The following is a 13,997-nucleotide window of genomic DNA, read 5'->3' as shown; positions in this document are numbered from 1 at the left end:
TAAGATGGACGTAACTTTAATTGCACCGATTGCGATGGAAGAAGGGTTACGTTTTGCTATTCGTGAAGGCGGCCGCACTGTTGGTGCCGGTGTCGTTAGTAAAATCGTTGAGTAATAGAAATGGCAGCAACGCAAACTATTAGAATTAGGCTGAAATCATTTGATCATCGTTTGATTGATCAATCAGCAAAAGAAATTGTTGAAACTGCAAAACGCACTGGTGCACGTATTAACGGTCCAATTCCGTTGCCTACCAAAAAAGAGCGTTTCACAGTATTGATTTCACCACACGTGAACAAAGATGCTCGTGAACAGTACGAAATTCGTACTCACAAACGTCTTATGGATATTGTTGAGCCTACTGATAAAACAGTAGATGCTTTAATGAAACTGGATCTCGCCGCCGGCGTTGATGTCCAGATTAAGTTGAATTAAGAGGGGCTGGGTCAATGACTATCGGACTCATCGGCCGTAAGCGTGGTATGACACGCATCTTCTCTGAAGATGGTGTTTCTACGCCAGTAACGGTAATTGAAGTAGAACCAAATCGTGTAAGTCAGCTTAAGACTATCGACACAGATGGTTATAACGCTATTCAACTTACAGTTGGTGAGCGTAAAGCATCACGTGTTACTAAGCCTCAGGCTGGTCACTTTGCAAAAGCGCAAGCTGCAGCTGGTCGTAAAGTTATGGAGTTCAGAGTTGATGAACTAAATGACTTAGCACTAGGTTCAGAATTGAAAGTTGATATTTTTGAAGACGGACAGAAGATTGACGTTTCTGGTGTCACTAAAGGTAAAGGTTTCGCTGGTGTTGTAAAACGCTATGGATTCCGTGGTGGTGATGCTACTCATGGTAACTCTTTGTCACACAGAGCACCTGGTTCAATCGGTCAATGTCAAACGCCTGGTCGTGTTTTCAAAGGCAAGAGAATGGCCGGACACATGGGTGACAAAAAACGTACCCTTCAAAACCTGTCAATCGTTAAGGTGGATTCAGAGCGCAATTTACTGTTAGTCAAAGGCTCTGTGCCCGGCGCTACAGGAAGCGATGTGATTATCCGCCCGGCTGTAAAAGCCTAGTAAGATTCTTAGGGGAATAAACGTGGATCTTCAATTACAATCATTTGACGGCAAAAAGGCAGGAAACATTACTGTTTCTGATGCTTTATTTGACCGTGAGTATAATGAGTCATTAGTTCACCAAGTTGTTACTGCATACTTGGCTGGTGCTCGTAGTGGTACACATGCACAAAAATCACGCTCTGATGTGAGTGGTGGTGGCCGTAAACCTTTTTCACAAAAAGGTAGTGGTAGAGCTCGTGCTGGTACAATCCGTAGCCCATTATGGCGCTCAGGTGGTAAAACTTTTGCTGCAACTAATCGCGATTACAGCAAAAAAGTTAACCGTAAAATGTATCGTTCAGCGTTAGCTGTGATTCTGTCTGAGTTACGTCGTAATGATGCATTGATCGTTGTCGACAAAGTTGAAGTTGACTCACCAAAAACTAAAGATTTGCTAAGCAAAACTGAAAGTTTGGGTGTGTCTAATGCATTAATCGTAACTGAGAATGCTGCTGGCAACTTGGCATTAGCATCGCGCAATTTATATGACATTGCAGCGACTGATGCGGCGCACATCAACCCAGTTGCATTGTTGCGCTTTGAAAAAGTCGTCATGAGCGAAGACTCTATTCGTAAACTAGAGGAGTCATACGCATGAACTCAGAACGCATAACAAAAATTATTCTAGGACCCGTGGTTGCTGAGAAAGCATCACGTGTTGCAGAAAACAATAATCAGGTTGTACTTAAAGTATTACCTAATGCCAACAAAGTCGAAATTAAACAAGCTGTTGAAACCTTGTTTGATGTGAAAGTTGCAGCAGTAACCACAACTAATGTTAAAGGCAAAGTCAAACGTACAGGCCGAGTAATGGGCAAACGTAGTGACTGGAAAAAAGCCTATGTGACATTAGCTGATGGTGCTGATCTCAACTTCCTTGGCGAATAGAAAATAGAATACGTGTGAGGAATCAGGAATGGCATTAAAAAAGGCTAAACCTACATCAGCTGGACGTAGATTCGTTGTTCAAGTCAGTACACCTGACTTACATAACGGCCAACCATATGCGCCGTTAGTTGAAAAGAAATCTAAGTCTGGCGGTCGTAATAACGCTGGTCGTATTACCGTGCGTCACCGTGGTGGTGGCCATAAACAACGTTACCGTTTAATTGACTTTAAACGTAACAAAGACGGTATCCCAGCAGTAGTAGAAAGAATTGAATACGATCCAAATCGTACTGCACATATTGCTTTACTGACCTATGTTGACGGTGAAAAGCGTTACATCATCGCACCAAAAGGTGTTGTAGCAGGTGACCGTCTTGAGTCAGGTGAAGATGCTGCAATCCGTGCTGGTAATGCATTGAAATTATCTGCAATCCCGCTGGGTAGCACAGTGCATTGTATTGAGCTTAAACCAGGCAAAGGTGCTCAGTTAGCACGTAGTGCTGGTAGCAGCGCTCAGTTTGTTGCCCGTGAAAATGGTTATGCCACTATCCGCCTACGTAGCGGTGAAATGCGCAAAGTACCATTAGACTGTAAAGCAACAATGGGTGAAGTAGGTAACGGTGAACATTCTCTTCGTTCATTAGGTAAAGCGGGTGCTACACGCTGGCGTGGTATTCGTCCTACAGTACGTGGTGTTGTAATGAACCCGGTTGATCACCCACATGGTGGTGGTGAAGGTCGTACATCTGGTGGTCGTCATCCTGTGACACCTTGGGGTGTGCCTACTAAAGGCTACAAGACACGTAAAAACAAGCGTACAGACAATATGATCGTACGCCGTCGTAATCGTAAATAAGATTTAGGGAATCCTATGCCGCGTTCAATTAAAAAAGGTCCTTTTATAGACCAGCACCTTGAAAAGAAGGTCTTGGAAGCGAGAGAAACTGATAACAAACGTCCGATTAAAACTTGGTCACGTCGTTCGATGATTTCTCCAGATATGATCGGTTTAACAATTGCCGTTCATAACGGTCGTCAACACGTACCCGTGTTTGTTACAGAAGATATGGTTGGGCATAAGTTGGGTGAGTTCTCACCAACTCGCACCTTTAAAGGTCATGCCGCTGACAAGAAATCTAAACGGTAAGGTTAAGATATGGCTACAAAAGCTAAACTCAGCTACGCACGCATTTCCGCACAAAAGGTGCGCTTGGTTGCAGATCAAATCAGAGGTTTGCCAGTAGAAAGAGCAATCAATCTACTCGCGTTCAGTCCTAAAAAAGCTGCAGAGCTTATGAAAGGCGTGCTGGACTCAGCGATCGCTAACGCTGAACATAATGACGGTGCCGACATCGACGAATTAGTCGTTTCAGCAGTTATGGTTGACGAAGGTCCTACCATGAAACGTATGCAGGCTCGCGCTAAAGGCCGCGGCAACCGTATTCTTAAACGCACCAGCCACATTACTGTGGTTGTAGACGAGAAGTAAGAGAGCAGACTTATGGGACAAAAGGTTCACCCAACAGGTTTTAGACTTGGTATAATTAAAGATTGGAATTCGATCTGGTATGCCGATTCAGCAGATTTTTCAAATATGCTGAGCAATGATCTTAAAGTACGTGATTTTCTTAAACAAAAGTTATCACATGCTTCAGTCAGTAAGATCCAGATTGATAGACCAGCCAAAACTGCCAAAATCACTATCCATACAGCACGTCCGGGTATTGTTATTGGCAAAAAAGGCGAAGATATCGATAAGTTGCGTCAAGAAGCGTCAAAACTGATGGGTGTTCCTGTCAATGTGGGCGTTGAAGAAATTCGTAAGCCTGAACTAGATGCAACATTAGTTGCTGAAAGTGTAGCGCAGCAACTTGAGCGTCGTATTATGTTCCGTCGTGCAATGAAACGTGCAGTGACAAACACAATGCGCTTAGGTGCTGAAGGTATTCGTATTAATGTTGCAGGTCGTCTGAACGGAGCAGAAATCGCACGTACAGAATGGTACCGTGAAGGTCGTGTGCCTTTACATACATTACGTGCTGACATCGACTATGGTACAGCGGAAGCTAAAACGACTTACGGTATCATCGGTGTCAAAGTTTGGATTTTTAAAGGTGAAGTTTTTGACACAAATGCTCAAAACACACCTGCAGCTGAAAAATAAGGTTATAACCAATGTTACAGCCAAAAAGAACGAAATTTAGAAAGCAGCAGAAGCTGCGCAATAGAGGTCTTGCCCACCGTGGAGCAAAAGTTAGCTTCGGTGAGTTTGGTTTAAAATCTCTTGAGCGTGGACGTATTACAGCGCGTCAGATTGAGGCTGCTCGTAGAGCAATGACTCGTCACATTAAACGTGGCGGTAAAATCTGGATTCGCGTATTTCCTGACAAACCAATTTCCAGCAAACCGTTGGAAGTTCGTCAAGGTAAAGGTAAGGGTAACGTAGAATACTGGGTAGCAAATGTGCAACCAGGTCGTATGCTCTATGAAATGGAAGGTGTGTCTGAAGAGATTGCACGTGAAGCATTCCGTCTGGCAGCAGCAAAACTTCCCGTTAAAACCACATTTGTAACGCGGGCGATACTGTAATGAAAGCAAGCGAAATTAGACAAAAGACAACTGAAGATCTAGTGAAAGAACTAGGTGAGTTGCATAAAGAGCAGTTTAATCTGCGTATGCAGAATGCAACTGGGCAATTAACACGTAACAGTGAATTACAACGTGTACGTAGAGATATTGCTCGCATTAAGACTGTATTGAACGAAAAGAGATAGGGCACGGAAATGAGTGATCAGCAAAGTACAGCACGTTCGTTAACCGGTCGTGTCATTAGTGACAAGATGGACAAAACAATTACCGTTCTGATCGAACGTAGAGTTGCCCATCCGATCTATAAAAAATATGTAAGACGTTCTACCAAGTTACATGTTCATGATGAAAATAATGAATGTAACATTGGTGATACCGTCAGTGTTGCCTCAACTCGCCCACAGTCTAAGACAAAGTGCTGGAAGTTGGTCGAAATCATCGATCGTGCGAAATAAAGCAACTATTCAGTTTGGAGTTTAGACCATGATTCAAATGCAAAGTAGTCTGGAAGTCGCTGATAATAGCGGTGCCAGACGAGTAGAATGTATCAAAGTGTTGGGCGGTTCGCATAAACGCTACGCAGGTATCGGTGATGTCATTAAAGTGACAATCAAAGAAGCTGCCCCTCGCGGTAAGGTTAAGAAAGGTACTGTTCATAACGCAGTTATCGTAAGAACACGTAAAGGTGTTCGTCGTCCAGATGGTTCAGTAATTCGTTTTGACGAAAATGCTGCAGTACTTCTGAACGCGGCTCAGCAGCCAATCGGTACGCGTATTTTTGGACCAGTTACACGTGAACTACGTGGTGAAAAGTTCATGAAGATTATTTCTCTGGCACCAGAAGTACTATAAAGGAGCGCTGAGATGGAAAGATTGAAAAAAGGCGATCAAGTTGTTGTATTAACAGGCAAAGATCGTGGTAAACAAGGCGAAATCTTAAGCCGTATTGAGAAAGATGGAAAAGTTAAGTTTGTCGTACAAGGCATTAACTTAGTCAAAAAACATCAAAAACCCAATCCGGCTCTAGGTCGCACAGGTGGCATTTTAGAAAAAGAAATGCCGATTGATGGGTCGAATCTGGCTTTATTAAACCCTGCTACTGGCAAGGGCGATAAAGTAGGATTTAAAGTGCTGGAAGATGGAAAAAAAGTCCGCTTCTTCAAATCAAATGGCGAAGTTGTAAGCGCTTGAGCTTCGTATTAGGTAAAACACAGTGAGCAGATTAAAAGATTATTATCGTGAAACAGTAGTTAAACAGTTACAAGACGAGTTTAGCTATAAGTCAGTAATGGAAGTGCCGCGCATCACAAAAATCACTCTGAATATGGGTGTTGGTGAAGCATTAACTGATAAGAAAGTGCTTGAGAATGCAATGGCTGACATGGAAAAAATTGCCGGTCAAAAGCCAGTTGTTACAAAAGCAAAGAAATCAGTTGCAGGCTTTAAAGTACGTGAAGGCTGGCCGATCGGATGTAAAGTGACATTACGTGCTGACCGCATGTATGACTTTCTTGACCGTCTGATTACCATTTCAATTCCTCGTATCAGAGATTTTCGTGGTTTAAATCCGAAGTCTTTTGATGGTCAGGGAAACTATAGTATGGGGATTAAAGAGCAAATTATCTTCCCAGAAATTGAATATGACAGAATCGATAAATTACGTGGTATGGATGTGACCATCACAACAACAGCAAAAAATGCTGAAGAATCACGTGCTTTGTTAACTGCATTCAAGTTTCCATTTAGAAAATAAACAAGGTTGGATGGTAAAAGATTATGGCTAAACGTTGCATGATTAATCGCGAAATCAAAAGAGCGAAACTGGTTGAAAAATACGCTGCAAAACGTGCGGAATTAAAGAAACAAATGTTGGATATGTCTCTACCTGCTGAACAACGTGAAGCAGCGGCAACAAAGTTCCACGCGCTTCCACGTAATTCAAGTCCTGTACGCATGAGAAATCGTTGTGAATTAACGGGTAGACCACACGGTTATTACCGTAAATTTGGTTTGTCCAGAAATAAGCTGCGCGAGCATGCAATGAAGGGCGATATCCCTGGTTTGGTAATGGCTAGTTGGTAATTACCAACCTGATTAGTGGAGCTATATAAATGAGTATGACAGATCCTATTGCTGATATGCTGACTCGCATTCGTAATGCACAGCAAGCAAACAAAGTCGATGTGAAAATGCCTTCATCTAAGGTAAAGATTAGCATTGCAAAAGTACTAGAAGATGAAGGTTACATCTCATCATTCAATGTGAGTGATGTAGAAGGTAAATCAATCTTGACAGTCACTCTTAAATATTTTGAGGGTAAACCTGTAATCGCTGAAATTAACCGTGTTAGTCGTCCTGGTTTGCGTGTATACAAATCAGCTGATGAATTGCCACGTGTCGTTGGTGGTTTAGGTGTTGCTATCGTGTCTACATCTAAAGGTGTAATGGCTGACCGTAAAGCTCGCGCCTTAGGTCAAGGCGGCGAAGTTTTGTGCGCTGTTAGCTAAGCCTTTATTTATTGGAGATTGTAAAATGTCACGTATTGCAAATGCACCAGTACAAATTCCGGCAGGCGTAGAAATTTCACTGAGTGATACAGAAGTTACGGTTAAAGGTTCAAAAGGAACATTAACACGTAATATTCACCCTGATGTTAGCGTCAGCCAAGAAGATTCAGCTTTGAAATTTGCAGCAAATGTTAATTCACAAGCTGCAGTTGCTTTAGCTGGTACAACCCGCGCATTACTCAATAACATGGTTATTGGCGTTACAGAAGGCTTTGTTAAGAAGCTGACTCTGGTCGGTGTTGGTTACCGTGCTAAAGCTCAAGGCAACAAATTAGATCTAACCCTAGGCTTTTCTCACCCTGTTCAATACGAAGTACCAGAAGGTATTAGTGTTGAAACTCCAAGTCAGACAGAAATCGTTGTCTCGGGTGCTGATAAGCAAGCTGTTGGTCAGGTTGCAGCAGAAATTCGCGCATACCGTTCACCTGAACCTTATAAAGGTAAAGGTGTACGTTATTCTGACGAACATGTTGCTCGTAAAGAAGCTAAGAAAAAGTAAATAGGCTGAAAAATGGATAAGAAAATTTCACGTTTACGTAGAGCGGCTAGAGCGCGTGCAAAGCTGAGAGAGTTAGAAGTATATAGACTAACTGTTCACAGAACGCCTCGCCATATCTACGCACAAGTTCTGACTCATGACAGTTCTAAAGTTATCGCTACTGCATCGACTTTAGATGCTGAAGTGAAAAAAGACCTTAAAGCTACAGGCAATATTGATGCAGCAACAGCTGTAGGTAAAGCTATTGCAGAGCGTGCTGCTAAGCAAGGTGTTACTGAAGTCGCTTTCGATCGTTCAGGTTTTAGATACCATGGTCGTGTAAAAGCATTAGCTGATGCAGCCCGTGAAAACGGCCTTCAGTTCTAATTTAAAAGGTAATTAACATGGCTCAGAATGATCAAAGACAAGCCAATAACTCTGATGGCTTAATTGAAAAATTAGTTGGTATTCGTCGCGTTGCTAAAGTTGTAAAAGGCGGTCGCGTATTTGGTTTCTCTGCTTTGACTGTTGTCGGTGATGGAAACGGCCGCGTTGGTTTCGGCCAAGGTAAAGCTCGTGAAGTGCCTGTCGCAATCCAAAAAGCAATGGATGAAGCTCGCAAAAACATGAAAACTGTTGCTCTGAAAGGCGATACACTGCAGCACGCAGTTAAATCTAGTCATGGTGCAGCAAAAGTATTCATGCAACCTGCATCTGAAGGTACGGGTGTTATTGCCGGTGGTGCGATGCGTGCAGTATTCGATGCCGTAGGTGTACATAACGTATTGGCTAAGTCAAATGGATCAACTAACCCACTTAATGTTGTTCGTGCAACAATTAAAGGGTTAACTGATATGAATAATCCTGAAGCAATTGCTGCCAAACGTGGTAAGACAGTTGAAGAGATTACGGAATAATAAAGATGTCATCACAAGCTAAATTGAAAGTCACCTTGGTGAAAAGTACCATTGGTCGTCTAGCAAAACATAAAGCATGTGTATCTGGTTTAGGTCTTAGAAAAACTGGAAGCAGTGCCATCGTGCTGGATACACCTGAAAATCGAGGCATGATCAATCATGTATCGTATTTATTAAAGGTTGAGGAAGTTTAAGATGAACCTAAATACACTTGCTCCTGCTGAAGGTGAAAAAAAATCAGCAAAACGTGTTGGACGTGGTATAGGATCTGGTTTAGGCAAAACCTGTGGCCGTGGTCACAAAGGTCAGAAATCACGCTCTGGTGGATTTCATAAAAGAGGTTTTGAAGGCGGTCAGATGCCTTTACAACGTCGTCTGCCTAAAGTGGGTTTCAGTTCGCGTGTAGGTCGTACAACTGCTCAGATTCGTTTAGACGATCTGAAAAAAGTTACGGCAGATACAATCGATTTGTTAGCACTGAAATCTGCTGGACTAGTCCCAGAAAACACATTGCGTGTGAAAGTCATTAACTCAGGTGAAGTTAAATCTGCAGTTAATTTGAAAGGCATTGTTGCAACCGCAGGCGCAAAAAGTGCGATTGAGGCTGCAGGCGGAAAAGTCGAAGAGTAATATAAGTGGAAAAAAACAGACAACAAGCTGCTGCAGCTATGCTCGGAAGCGGTAAGTTTGGCGAGTTAAAAAGTCGCCTGCTTTTCGTTTTGGGTGCATTAATCGTTTACCGTATGGGAACATTTATGCCTGTTCCAGGTATAGATCCGGCGGCATTAGCGATCATGTTTGAACAGCAAAAAGGAACCATCTTAGACATGTTTAACATGTTTTCAGGTGGTGCCTTGCAGCGTTTGTCTGTTTTTGCCCTCGGTATCATGCCATACATCTCTGCATCGATTATCATGCAGCTTTTAACAGTTGTTCATCCGAAACTTGAACAACTGAAAAAAGAAGGTGCGGCTGGAAAAAGAAAGATTACTCAATATACACGTTACGGCACACTTGTTTTAGCTACCTTCCAGGCACTTGGTATCGCAATAGCATTGGAATCACAAAGTGCTTCAGGCGTTAATGTCGTTATCGACCCTGGTTTTGTGTTTCGTATAACTGCCGTGATTACACTGGTGACGGGAACAATGTTCCTGATGTGGCTTGGCGAGCAGATTACTGAGCGTGGCATTGGTAATGGTATTTCACTGATTATCTTTGCAGGTATTGTAGCTGGTTTACCCGCAGCGGTAGGCGGCACATTAGAATTGGCAAGAACTGGACAACTTCACGCTTTCTTAGTAATTGCTCTGATTTTCTTGGCATTGGCTGTTACTGCGTTTGTTGTTTTTGTCGAAAGAGCACAGCGTCGTATACCTGTACATTACGCAAAACGTCAGCAAGGCAGAAAAATGATTGCTGGTCAGGTAACGCATCTCCCATTGAAATTGAACATGGCAGGTGTAATACCCCCAATTTTTGCTTCAAGTATCATACTGTTTCCTGCTACAATAGCCGGCTGGTTTGGCTCGACTGATGGTATGGGCTGGTTGAAGGATATATCAACACTGATGTCTCCTGGTCAACCTATGTATGTTATGGCTTATGCTGTAGCGATTGTTTTCTTCTGTTTCTTCTACACTGCCTTAGTGTTTAATCCTAAAGAAACGGCAGAGAACTTACAGAAGTCTGGCGCTTTTATTCCTGGTATTCGTCCAGGCGAGCAGACAGCGAGATATATCGACACAGTGATGGGGCGTTTAACCCTTGCTGGTGCCATATATATTACTGCGGTGTGTTTGCTGCCAGAGTTTCTGATTTTATATTGGAGTGTGCCTTTCTATTTTGGTGGTACATCTCTGCTGATTATCGTTGTCGTGGTGATGGATTTTGTTTCTCAAGTCCAGTCTCACATGATGTCTCAGCAGTATGAAAGTTTGATGAGAAAGTCAAATAAAAATAATGGTGGGATGTCTGGCTTTTTAGGCTAGAACCACGAACAAGGTTTGCTGGAGAAAAAACATGAAAGTTCAGGCGTCAGTTAAAAAGATTTGTCGCAATTGTAAAATTGTAAAAAGAAATGGTGTTTTACGAGTTATTTGTTCAGAAGCTCGTCATAAACAGCGCCAAGGTTAATTGGCGAATATCTTTAGTTAGTTGTTGAACAAAACAATTGTATGTTACAATTCAATGTTCACTCCTGAGGAATTTAGGGTAAATCAATGGCTCGTATAGCTGGTATTAATGTTCCTGTGCAGAAGCACACTGTAATTGCTTTAACATCAATTTACGGTATCGGACGCACACGTGCTCAATCAATCTGTGAAGCTGCTGGAATTGCTCCAGACACGAAAGTAAGAGATTTGTCTGAGCAGGAAGTTGAAGTGCTTCGTACCGAAGTTGCAAAATTCACCGTAGAAGGTGATTTACGTCGTGAAGTATCTATGGATATCAAACGGTTGAAAGACCTTGGTTGTTTCCGTGGTGTTCGCCACCGTAGAGGTCTTCCGGTTCGCGGCCAAAGAACTAAAACAAATGCAAGGACTCGTAAAGGTCCTCGCCGTATGGTTAAGTAAGGATAAACGATGGCAAATTCATCAGCACGACAACGTAAACGTGTAAAAAAGAATGTTGTTGATGGCGTAGCACACGTGCACGCTTCTTTTAACAACACAATCGTTACTATAACGGATCGTCAAGGTAATGCCTTGTCATGGGCAACATCTGGTGGTTGTGGTTTCCGCGGTTCACGTAAAAGCACTCCTTTCGCAGCTCAGGTTGCTGCTGAAAAAGCAGGAGAAGTTGCTAAAGAATTTGGTATGAAGAACCTTGATGTTGAAATCAAAGGTCCTGGCCCAGGTCGTGAGTCAGCTGTAAGAGCTCTGAATAATTTAGGTTTTAAAATTACTAACATTTCAGACGTTACACCTATTCCTCACAACGGTTGCCGTCCACCTAAGCGTCGTCGCGTTTAATAGATTTCGGAGTAATACATAATGGGAAAATATCGTGGCCCAACTTGTAAATTAAGCCGTAGAGAAGGTACGGATCTGTTCCTAAAGAGCAGAGGCAACCCAATCGAAAGTAAATGCAAGATTGAAACAAAACCAGGTCAACATGGCGCTCGTAGAGGTCGTGATTCAGACTATGCACTACAGCTTCGTGCTAAACAACGTATTCGTCGTATTTATGGTGTTTTAGAAAAACAATTCCGTAACTACTACAAATCAGCAGATCAAAAGAAAGGTGCTACAGGTGTCAATCTGTTAAGCATGCTAGAACAACGTTTAGATAATGTTGTATATAGAATGGGATTTGCTGGTACGCGTGCAGAGGCAAGACAGCTTGTTTCACACAAAGCTATTTTGGTTAACGGAAAAGCGACCAATATCCCTTCTTATCAAGTAAAAGAAGGCGATGTCGTCGAAATCCGTGAAAAAGCTAAAAAGCAAGAGCGTATTGCAAACGCAATGTCTGTTGCAGAACAATTAGGTTTTCCTGAGTGGGTTGAAGTTAATACAAAAGCATTTTCTGGTACGTTTAAACGTTTACCAGAACGTGATGAGCTTCCAGCCGAATTATCAGAAAACTTGGTTGTAGAGCTTTACTCGAAATAATCATAACTAAACTTCAATAGAAGTTTACTAGAGGAATTTGCATGACGACTTACACGAGTCAATTTCTAAAACCAAGGATTGTTGATATCCAAAAGTTTAGTGATACGCGTACACGTCTTGTACTTGAGCCGTTAGAGCGTGGCTTTGGTCATACTTTAGGTAATGCACTGCGCAGAATTTTATTGTCTTCAATGGAAGGCGCCGCAGTTGTTGAAGCCCAGATTGATGGCGTTGTACATGAGTACTCGGCTATTGATGGCGTTCAAGAAGATGTTTTAGATATTCTTCTTAACATGAAAGGCATTGCGGTCAAGCTTCATGAAGGTAATGAAGTCGTCTTGACTCTTAATAAAGAGGGTGTTGGCCCTGTAACGGCAGCTGATATTCAGTTACCGCATAATGTCGAGATTGTAAATCCTGAACATGTGATTGCAAATCTGACTGGTGGTAGCCTTTCTATTACCTTTAAAGTAACAAAAGGCCGTGGTTACTCTGCAGCAAATACTCGTAATGTGGGTGAGGATGAAGATCGTGCTATCGGTCAACTGTATCTTGACGCATCATTCAGTCCTGTACGTCTTGTTACTTACAGTGTAGAAAGTGCGCGTGTTGAAAACCGCACGGACTTAGATAAGCTGATCATTGATGTTGAAACTGACGGTACGCTTGAAGCTGAAGACAGTATTAAATATGCTGCAACTATCTTAAGTGATCAGTTGACTTCATTCGTTGACTTTACAGTCATTGAAGAAAGTGTATCTGAACCAAAACAACCAGCAGTTGATCCAGCATTATTGCAAGCAATTGATGATCTTGATCTGACTGTCAGATCTGCTAACTGTTTAAAAGCAGAAAATATTTATTATGTAGGTGACTTAATTCAGCGTACAGAAATGGAATTGCTGAAAACGCCGAACTTAGGTAAAAAGTCATTAACGGAAATTAAAGAAGTATTGGCTTCAAAAGGTTTGTCATTAGGCATGCACTTAGATAACTGGCCACCTGCTTCTTTAGAGCAAAAATAATACTGAAGTAATTCAGCATAAAAGAATAGGGTAACAACAATGCGTCATCGTAATTCTGGTCGTAAATTAAATCGTAACAGCAGCCACAGAAAGGCTATGTTCAAAAACATGGCTACATCTTTGTTTGAACACGAAATCATTCGTACCACTTTGCCTAAGGCTAAAGAGTTACGTGGTGTCGTTGAGCCTCTGATTACTTTAGGCAAAAAAGATTCTGTAGCGAATCGCCGCCTAGCTTTTGCAAGACTTGGCGATAGAGAAGCTGTAACAAAGCTTTTCAATGTTATTGGTCCACGTTCATCTAACCGTCCTGGCGGTTATGTCAGAATTCTGAAAACAGGATTCCGTCAAGGTGATAAAGCACCAATGGCAATCGTAGAATTAGTAGATAGAGATGTACAAGAATCAGAAGCTGCTGAATAAGCAATATCTGATTAAAAAAATAATAAAAAAGCCGGCTTTATGCCGGCTTTTTTATTTATGTAAGCATTAATTTAAAAAAGCGCTTGCATACATTAAATGCTTCGCGTAATATGCGCCCCTCTTGCTGATGAGGGAGCCTGAAAAGGCTGGTTGAATTGGCATTTGGCTTAAGGTTTACAGTTTCAAAAAATGTAAAAAATTAAGTTGACAGTCTGGCAGAGAGCTGTATAATTCTCGCTTCTTTGTTGCAGGAAACATCAGCAACAAACGCTCTTTAACAAAATAGTATCAAGTAATTTGTGTGGGTACTTACGTTAGGTCACTAGAAGATCTGACGCTTAGTATTTACATGCTAACGTCAAAATGAGT

General features: G+C 42.1%; 29 protein-coding genes. All 29 read left to right on the top strand.

Translation table 11 applies throughout. The annotated features are described in order from the left end of the window. The coding region (locus QQL60_RS12455) for an EF-Tu C-terminal domain-related protein (RefSeq protein ID WP_284723499.1) at window positions 1-115 on the top strand (115 nt) is incomplete at its 5' end. Window positions 116-120: 5 nt separating this feature from the next. After that, complete coding sequence (rpsJ, locus tag QQL60_RS12450) at window positions 121-435, top strand: 30S ribosomal protein S10 (RefSeq protein ID WP_007144672.1); 315 nt, start codon at window positions 121-123, stop codon at window positions 433-435. A gap of 14 nt (window positions 436-449) precedes the next feature. Continuing rightward, entirely contained in the window at window positions 450-1,082 is a 633-nt protein-coding gene (rplC, locus tag QQL60_RS12445) for a 50S ribosomal protein L3 (RefSeq protein WP_007144673.1), read from the top strand. Between the two features lie 22 nt (window positions 1,083-1,104). Further along, complete coding sequence (gene rplD / locus QQL60_RS12440; protein ID WP_007144674.1) at window positions 1,105-1,722, top strand: 50S ribosomal protein L4; 618 nt, start codon at window positions 1,105-1,107, stop codon at window positions 1,720-1,722. Further along, entirely contained in the window at window positions 1,719-2,012 is a 294-nt protein-coding gene (gene rplW, locus QQL60_RS12435) for a 50S ribosomal protein L23 (RefSeq protein WP_284723498.1), read from the top strand. Before rplD ends, rplW begins: the two co-directional genes overlap by 4 nt. A gap of 28 nt (window positions 2,013-2,040) precedes the next feature. After that, window positions 2,041-2,868: a 50S ribosomal protein L2 gene (gene rplB, locus QQL60_RS12430; RefSeq protein WP_284450594.1), complete on the top strand. Its 828-nt coding sequence runs from the start codon at window positions 2,041-2,043 to the stop codon at window positions 2,866-2,868. Between the two features lie 15 nt (window positions 2,869-2,883). After that, complete coding sequence (rpsS, locus tag QQL60_RS12425; RefSeq protein ID WP_036311918.1) at window positions 2,884-3,159, top strand: 30S ribosomal protein S19; 276 nt, start codon at window positions 2,884-2,886, stop codon at window positions 3,157-3,159. A 9-nt stretch (window positions 3,160-3,168) separates the two neighbouring features. Then, window positions 3,169-3,501: a 50S ribosomal protein L22 gene (gene rplV / locus QQL60_RS12420; RefSeq protein ID WP_007144678.1), complete on the top strand. Its 333-nt coding sequence runs from the start codon at window positions 3,169-3,171 to the stop codon at window positions 3,499-3,501. 12 nt (window positions 3,502-3,513) lie between these two features. Next, window positions 3,514-4,176: a 30S ribosomal protein S3 gene (gene rpsC, locus QQL60_RS12415; RefSeq protein ID WP_007144679.1), complete on the top strand. Its 663-nt coding sequence runs from the start codon at window positions 3,514-3,516 to the stop codon at window positions 4,174-4,176. An 11-nt stretch (window positions 4,177-4,187) separates the two neighbouring features. Further along, window positions 4,188-4,601, top strand: a complete 414-nt coding sequence (gene rplP / locus QQL60_RS12410) for a 50S ribosomal protein L16 (RefSeq protein ID WP_007144680.1) — start codon at window positions 4,188-4,190, stop codon at window positions 4,599-4,601. Then, the gene (gene rpmC / locus QQL60_RS12405; protein WP_007144681.1) at window positions 4,601-4,786 is read left to right on the top strand and encodes a 50S ribosomal protein L29; all 186 of its coding nucleotides are present in this window, start codon (window positions 4,601-4,603) and stop codon (window positions 4,784-4,786) included. Before rplP ends, rpmC begins: the two co-directional genes overlap by 1 nt. A gap of 9 nt (window positions 4,787-4,795) precedes the next feature. Next, window positions 4,796-5,056 carry a 30S ribosomal protein S17 gene (rpsQ, locus tag QQL60_RS12400; RefSeq protein ID WP_007144682.1) on the top strand — a complete coding sequence of 87 codons (261 nt, stop codon included), beginning with the start codon at window positions 4,796-4,798 and terminating at the stop codon, window positions 5,054-5,056. Window positions 5,057-5,084: 28 nt separating this feature from the next. Further along, window positions 5,085-5,453 carry a 50S ribosomal protein L14 gene (gene rplN, locus QQL60_RS12395; protein ID WP_007144683.1) on the top strand — a complete coding sequence of 123 codons (369 nt, stop codon included), beginning with the start codon at window positions 5,085-5,087 and terminating at the stop codon, window positions 5,451-5,453. A gap of 12 nt (window positions 5,454-5,465) precedes the next feature. Continuing rightward, window positions 5,466-5,792 carry a 50S ribosomal protein L24 gene (gene rplX / locus QQL60_RS12390; protein ID WP_007144684.1) on the top strand — a complete coding sequence of 109 codons (327 nt, stop codon included), beginning with the start codon at window positions 5,466-5,468 and terminating at the stop codon, window positions 5,790-5,792. A gap of 22 nt (window positions 5,793-5,814) precedes the next feature. Beyond that, on the top strand, window positions 5,815-6,354 hold the full coding sequence (rplE, locus tag QQL60_RS12385; RefSeq protein WP_007144685.1) for a 50S ribosomal protein L5: 540 nt from the start codon (window positions 5,815-5,817) through the stop codon (window positions 6,352-6,354). Between the two features lie 23 nt (window positions 6,355-6,377). Then, complete coding sequence (gene rpsN, locus QQL60_RS12380) at window positions 6,378-6,683, top strand: 30S ribosomal protein S14 (protein ID WP_007144686.1); 306 nt, start codon at window positions 6,378-6,380, stop codon at window positions 6,681-6,683. 29 nt (window positions 6,684-6,712) lie between these two features. Next, a complete protein-coding gene (gene rpsH, locus QQL60_RS12375) occupies window positions 6,713-7,108 on the top strand; it encodes a 30S ribosomal protein S8 (RefSeq protein ID WP_007144687.1) in 396 nt (131 codons plus the stop codon). Window positions 7,109-7,133: 25 nt separating this feature from the next. Beyond that, window positions 7,134-7,667 carry a 50S ribosomal protein L6 gene (gene rplF, locus QQL60_RS12370; protein ID WP_007144688.1) on the top strand — a complete coding sequence of 178 codons (534 nt, stop codon included), beginning with the start codon at window positions 7,134-7,136 and terminating at the stop codon, window positions 7,665-7,667. A gap of 12 nt (window positions 7,668-7,679) precedes the next feature. Then, on the top strand, window positions 7,680-8,033 hold the full coding sequence (gene rplR / locus QQL60_RS12365; RefSeq protein WP_007144689.1) for a 50S ribosomal protein L18: 354 nt from the start codon (window positions 7,680-7,682) through the stop codon (window positions 8,031-8,033). 17 nt (window positions 8,034-8,050) lie between these two features. Then, on the top strand, window positions 8,051-8,563 hold the full coding sequence (gene rpsE, locus QQL60_RS12360) for a 30S ribosomal protein S5 (RefSeq protein WP_007144690.1): 513 nt from the start codon (window positions 8,051-8,053) through the stop codon (window positions 8,561-8,563). A gap of 5 nt (window positions 8,564-8,568) precedes the next feature. Next, window positions 8,569-8,757 carry a 50S ribosomal protein L30 gene (rpmD, locus tag QQL60_RS12355; RefSeq protein ID WP_007144691.1) on the top strand — a complete coding sequence of 63 codons (189 nt, stop codon included), beginning with the start codon at window positions 8,569-8,571 and terminating at the stop codon, window positions 8,755-8,757. 1 nt (window position 8,758) lies between these two features. Then, window positions 8,759-9,193 (top strand): 50S ribosomal protein L15, encoded by a 435-nt coding sequence (rplO, locus tag QQL60_RS12350; protein ID WP_091716151.1) that lies wholly within the window; start codon window positions 8,759-8,761, stop codon window positions 9,191-9,193. Window positions 9,194-9,198: 5 nt separating this feature from the next. Next, on the top strand, window positions 9,199-10,554 hold the full coding sequence (gene secY / locus QQL60_RS12345) for a preprotein translocase subunit SecY (RefSeq protein WP_007144693.1): 1,356 nt from the start codon (window positions 9,199-9,201) through the stop codon (window positions 10,552-10,554). Window positions 10,555-10,585: 31 nt separating this feature from the next. After that, window positions 10,586-10,699: a 50S ribosomal protein L36 gene (rpmJ, locus tag QQL60_RS12340; RefSeq protein WP_083821451.1), complete on the top strand. Its 114-nt coding sequence runs from the start codon at window positions 10,586-10,588 to the stop codon at window positions 10,697-10,699. Window positions 10,700-10,785: 86 nt separating this feature from the next. Then, window positions 10,786-11,139, top strand: a complete 354-nt coding sequence (rpsM, locus tag QQL60_RS12335) for a 30S ribosomal protein S13 (protein ID WP_007144694.1) — start codon at window positions 10,786-10,788, stop codon at window positions 11,137-11,139. A gap of 9 nt (window positions 11,140-11,148) precedes the next feature. Continuing rightward, window positions 11,149-11,538 carry a 30S ribosomal protein S11 gene (gene rpsK / locus QQL60_RS12330; RefSeq protein WP_007144695.1) on the top strand — a complete coding sequence of 130 codons (390 nt, stop codon included), beginning with the start codon at window positions 11,149-11,151 and terminating at the stop codon, window positions 11,536-11,538. Window positions 11,539-11,559: 21 nt separating this feature from the next. Beyond that, the gene (gene rpsD, locus QQL60_RS12325; RefSeq protein ID WP_273271099.1) at window positions 11,560-12,180 is read left to right on the top strand and encodes a 30S ribosomal protein S4; all 621 of its coding nucleotides are present in this window, start codon (window positions 11,560-11,562) and stop codon (window positions 12,178-12,180) included. A 41-nt stretch (window positions 12,181-12,221) separates the two neighbouring features. After that, window positions 12,222-13,205 carry a DNA-directed RNA polymerase subunit alpha gene (locus QQL60_RS12320; protein ID WP_091716156.1) on the top strand — a complete coding sequence of 328 codons (984 nt, stop codon included), beginning with the start codon at window positions 12,222-12,224 and terminating at the stop codon, window positions 13,203-13,205. A 39-nt stretch (window positions 13,206-13,244) separates the two neighbouring features. After that, on the top strand, window positions 13,245-13,628 hold the full coding sequence (gene rplQ, locus QQL60_RS12315) for a 50S ribosomal protein L17 (RefSeq protein WP_007144698.1): 384 nt from the start codon (window positions 13,245-13,247) through the stop codon (window positions 13,626-13,628). Window positions 13,629-13,997: the final 369 nt, after the last annotated feature.

The sequence above is a fragment of the Methylophaga thalassica genome, from assembly GCF_030159795.1.
In the GTDB taxonomy this organism is placed as follows: domain Bacteria; phylum Pseudomonadota; class Gammaproteobacteria; order Nitrosococcales; family Methylophagaceae; genus Methylophaga; species Methylophaga thalassica.
This window is presented reverse-complemented; position numbering and strand designations above follow the sequence as displayed.

What these genes read in the sequence shown, in the direction of transcription:
- rpsJ (WP_007144672.1), top strand. Translation starts at nt 121, where the DNA reads ATGGCAGCAACGCAAACTATTAGAATTAGGCTGAAATCATTTGATCAT.
- rplC (WP_007144673.1), top strand. Translation starts at nt 450, where the DNA reads ATGACTATCGGACTCATCGGCCGTAAGCGTGGTATGACACGCATCTTC.
- rplW (WP_284723498.1), top strand. Translation starts at nt 1,719, where the DNA reads ATGAACTCAGAACGCATAACAAAAATTATTCTAGGACCCGTGGTTGCT.
- rplB (WP_284450594.1), top strand. Translation starts at nt 2,041, where the DNA reads ATGGCATTAAAAAAGGCTAAACCTACATCAGCTGGACGTAGATTCGTT.
- rpsS (WP_036311918.1), top strand. Translation starts at nt 2,884, where the DNA reads ATGCCGCGTTCAATTAAAAAAGGTCCTTTTATAGACCAGCACCTTGAA.
- rplV (WP_007144678.1), top strand. Translation starts at nt 3,169, where the DNA reads ATGGCTACAAAAGCTAAACTCAGCTACGCACGCATTTCCGCACAAAAG.
- rpsC (WP_007144679.1), top strand. Translation starts at nt 3,514, where the DNA reads ATGGGACAAAAGGTTCACCCAACAGGTTTTAGACTTGGTATAATTAAA.
- rplP (WP_007144680.1), top strand. Translation starts at nt 4,188, where the DNA reads ATGTTACAGCCAAAAAGAACGAAATTTAGAAAGCAGCAGAAGCTGCGC.
- rpmC (WP_007144681.1), top strand. Translation starts at nt 4,601, where the DNA reads ATGAAAGCAAGCGAAATTAGACAAAAGACAACTGAAGATCTAGTGAAA.
- rpsQ (WP_007144682.1), top strand. Translation starts at nt 4,796, where the DNA reads ATGAGTGATCAGCAAAGTACAGCACGTTCGTTAACCGGTCGTGTCATT.
- rplN (WP_007144683.1), top strand. Translation starts at nt 5,085, where the DNA reads ATGATTCAAATGCAAAGTAGTCTGGAAGTCGCTGATAATAGCGGTGCC.
- rplX (WP_007144684.1), top strand. Translation starts at nt 5,466, where the DNA reads ATGGAAAGATTGAAAAAAGGCGATCAAGTTGTTGTATTAACAGGCAAA.
- rpsN (WP_007144686.1), top strand. Translation starts at nt 6,378, where the DNA reads ATGGCTAAACGTTGCATGATTAATCGCGAAATCAAAAGAGCGAAACTG.
- rpsH (WP_007144687.1), top strand. Translation starts at nt 6,713, where the DNA reads ATGAGTATGACAGATCCTATTGCTGATATGCTGACTCGCATTCGTAAT.
- rplF (WP_007144688.1), top strand. Translation starts at nt 7,134, where the DNA reads ATGTCACGTATTGCAAATGCACCAGTACAAATTCCGGCAGGCGTAGAA.
- rplR (WP_007144689.1), top strand. Translation starts at nt 7,680, where the DNA reads ATGGATAAGAAAATTTCACGTTTACGTAGAGCGGCTAGAGCGCGTGCA.
- rpsE (WP_007144690.1), top strand. Translation starts at nt 8,051, where the DNA reads ATGGCTCAGAATGATCAAAGACAAGCCAATAACTCTGATGGCTTAATT.
- rpmD (WP_007144691.1), top strand. Translation starts at nt 8,569, where the DNA reads ATGTCATCACAAGCTAAATTGAAAGTCACCTTGGTGAAAAGTACCATT.
- rplO (WP_091716151.1), top strand. Translation starts at nt 8,759, where the DNA reads ATGAACCTAAATACACTTGCTCCTGCTGAAGGTGAAAAAAAATCAGCA.
- rpmJ (WP_083821451.1), top strand. Translation starts at nt 10,586, where the DNA reads ATGAAAGTTCAGGCGTCAGTTAAAAAGATTTGTCGCAATTGTAAAATT.
- rpsM (WP_007144694.1), top strand. Translation starts at nt 10,786, where the DNA reads ATGGCTCGTATAGCTGGTATTAATGTTCCTGTGCAGAAGCACACTGTA.
- rpsK (WP_007144695.1), top strand. Translation starts at nt 11,149, where the DNA reads ATGGCAAATTCATCAGCACGACAACGTAAACGTGTAAAAAAGAATGTT.
- rpsD (WP_273271099.1), top strand. Translation starts at nt 11,560, where the DNA reads ATGGGAAAATATCGTGGCCCAACTTGTAAATTAAGCCGTAGAGAAGGT.
- QQL60_RS12320 (WP_091716156.1), top strand. Translation starts at nt 12,222, where the DNA reads ATGACGACTTACACGAGTCAATTTCTAAAACCAAGGATTGTTGATATC.
- rplQ (WP_007144698.1), top strand. Translation starts at nt 13,245, where the DNA reads ATGCGTCATCGTAATTCTGGTCGTAAATTAAATCGTAACAGCAGCCAC.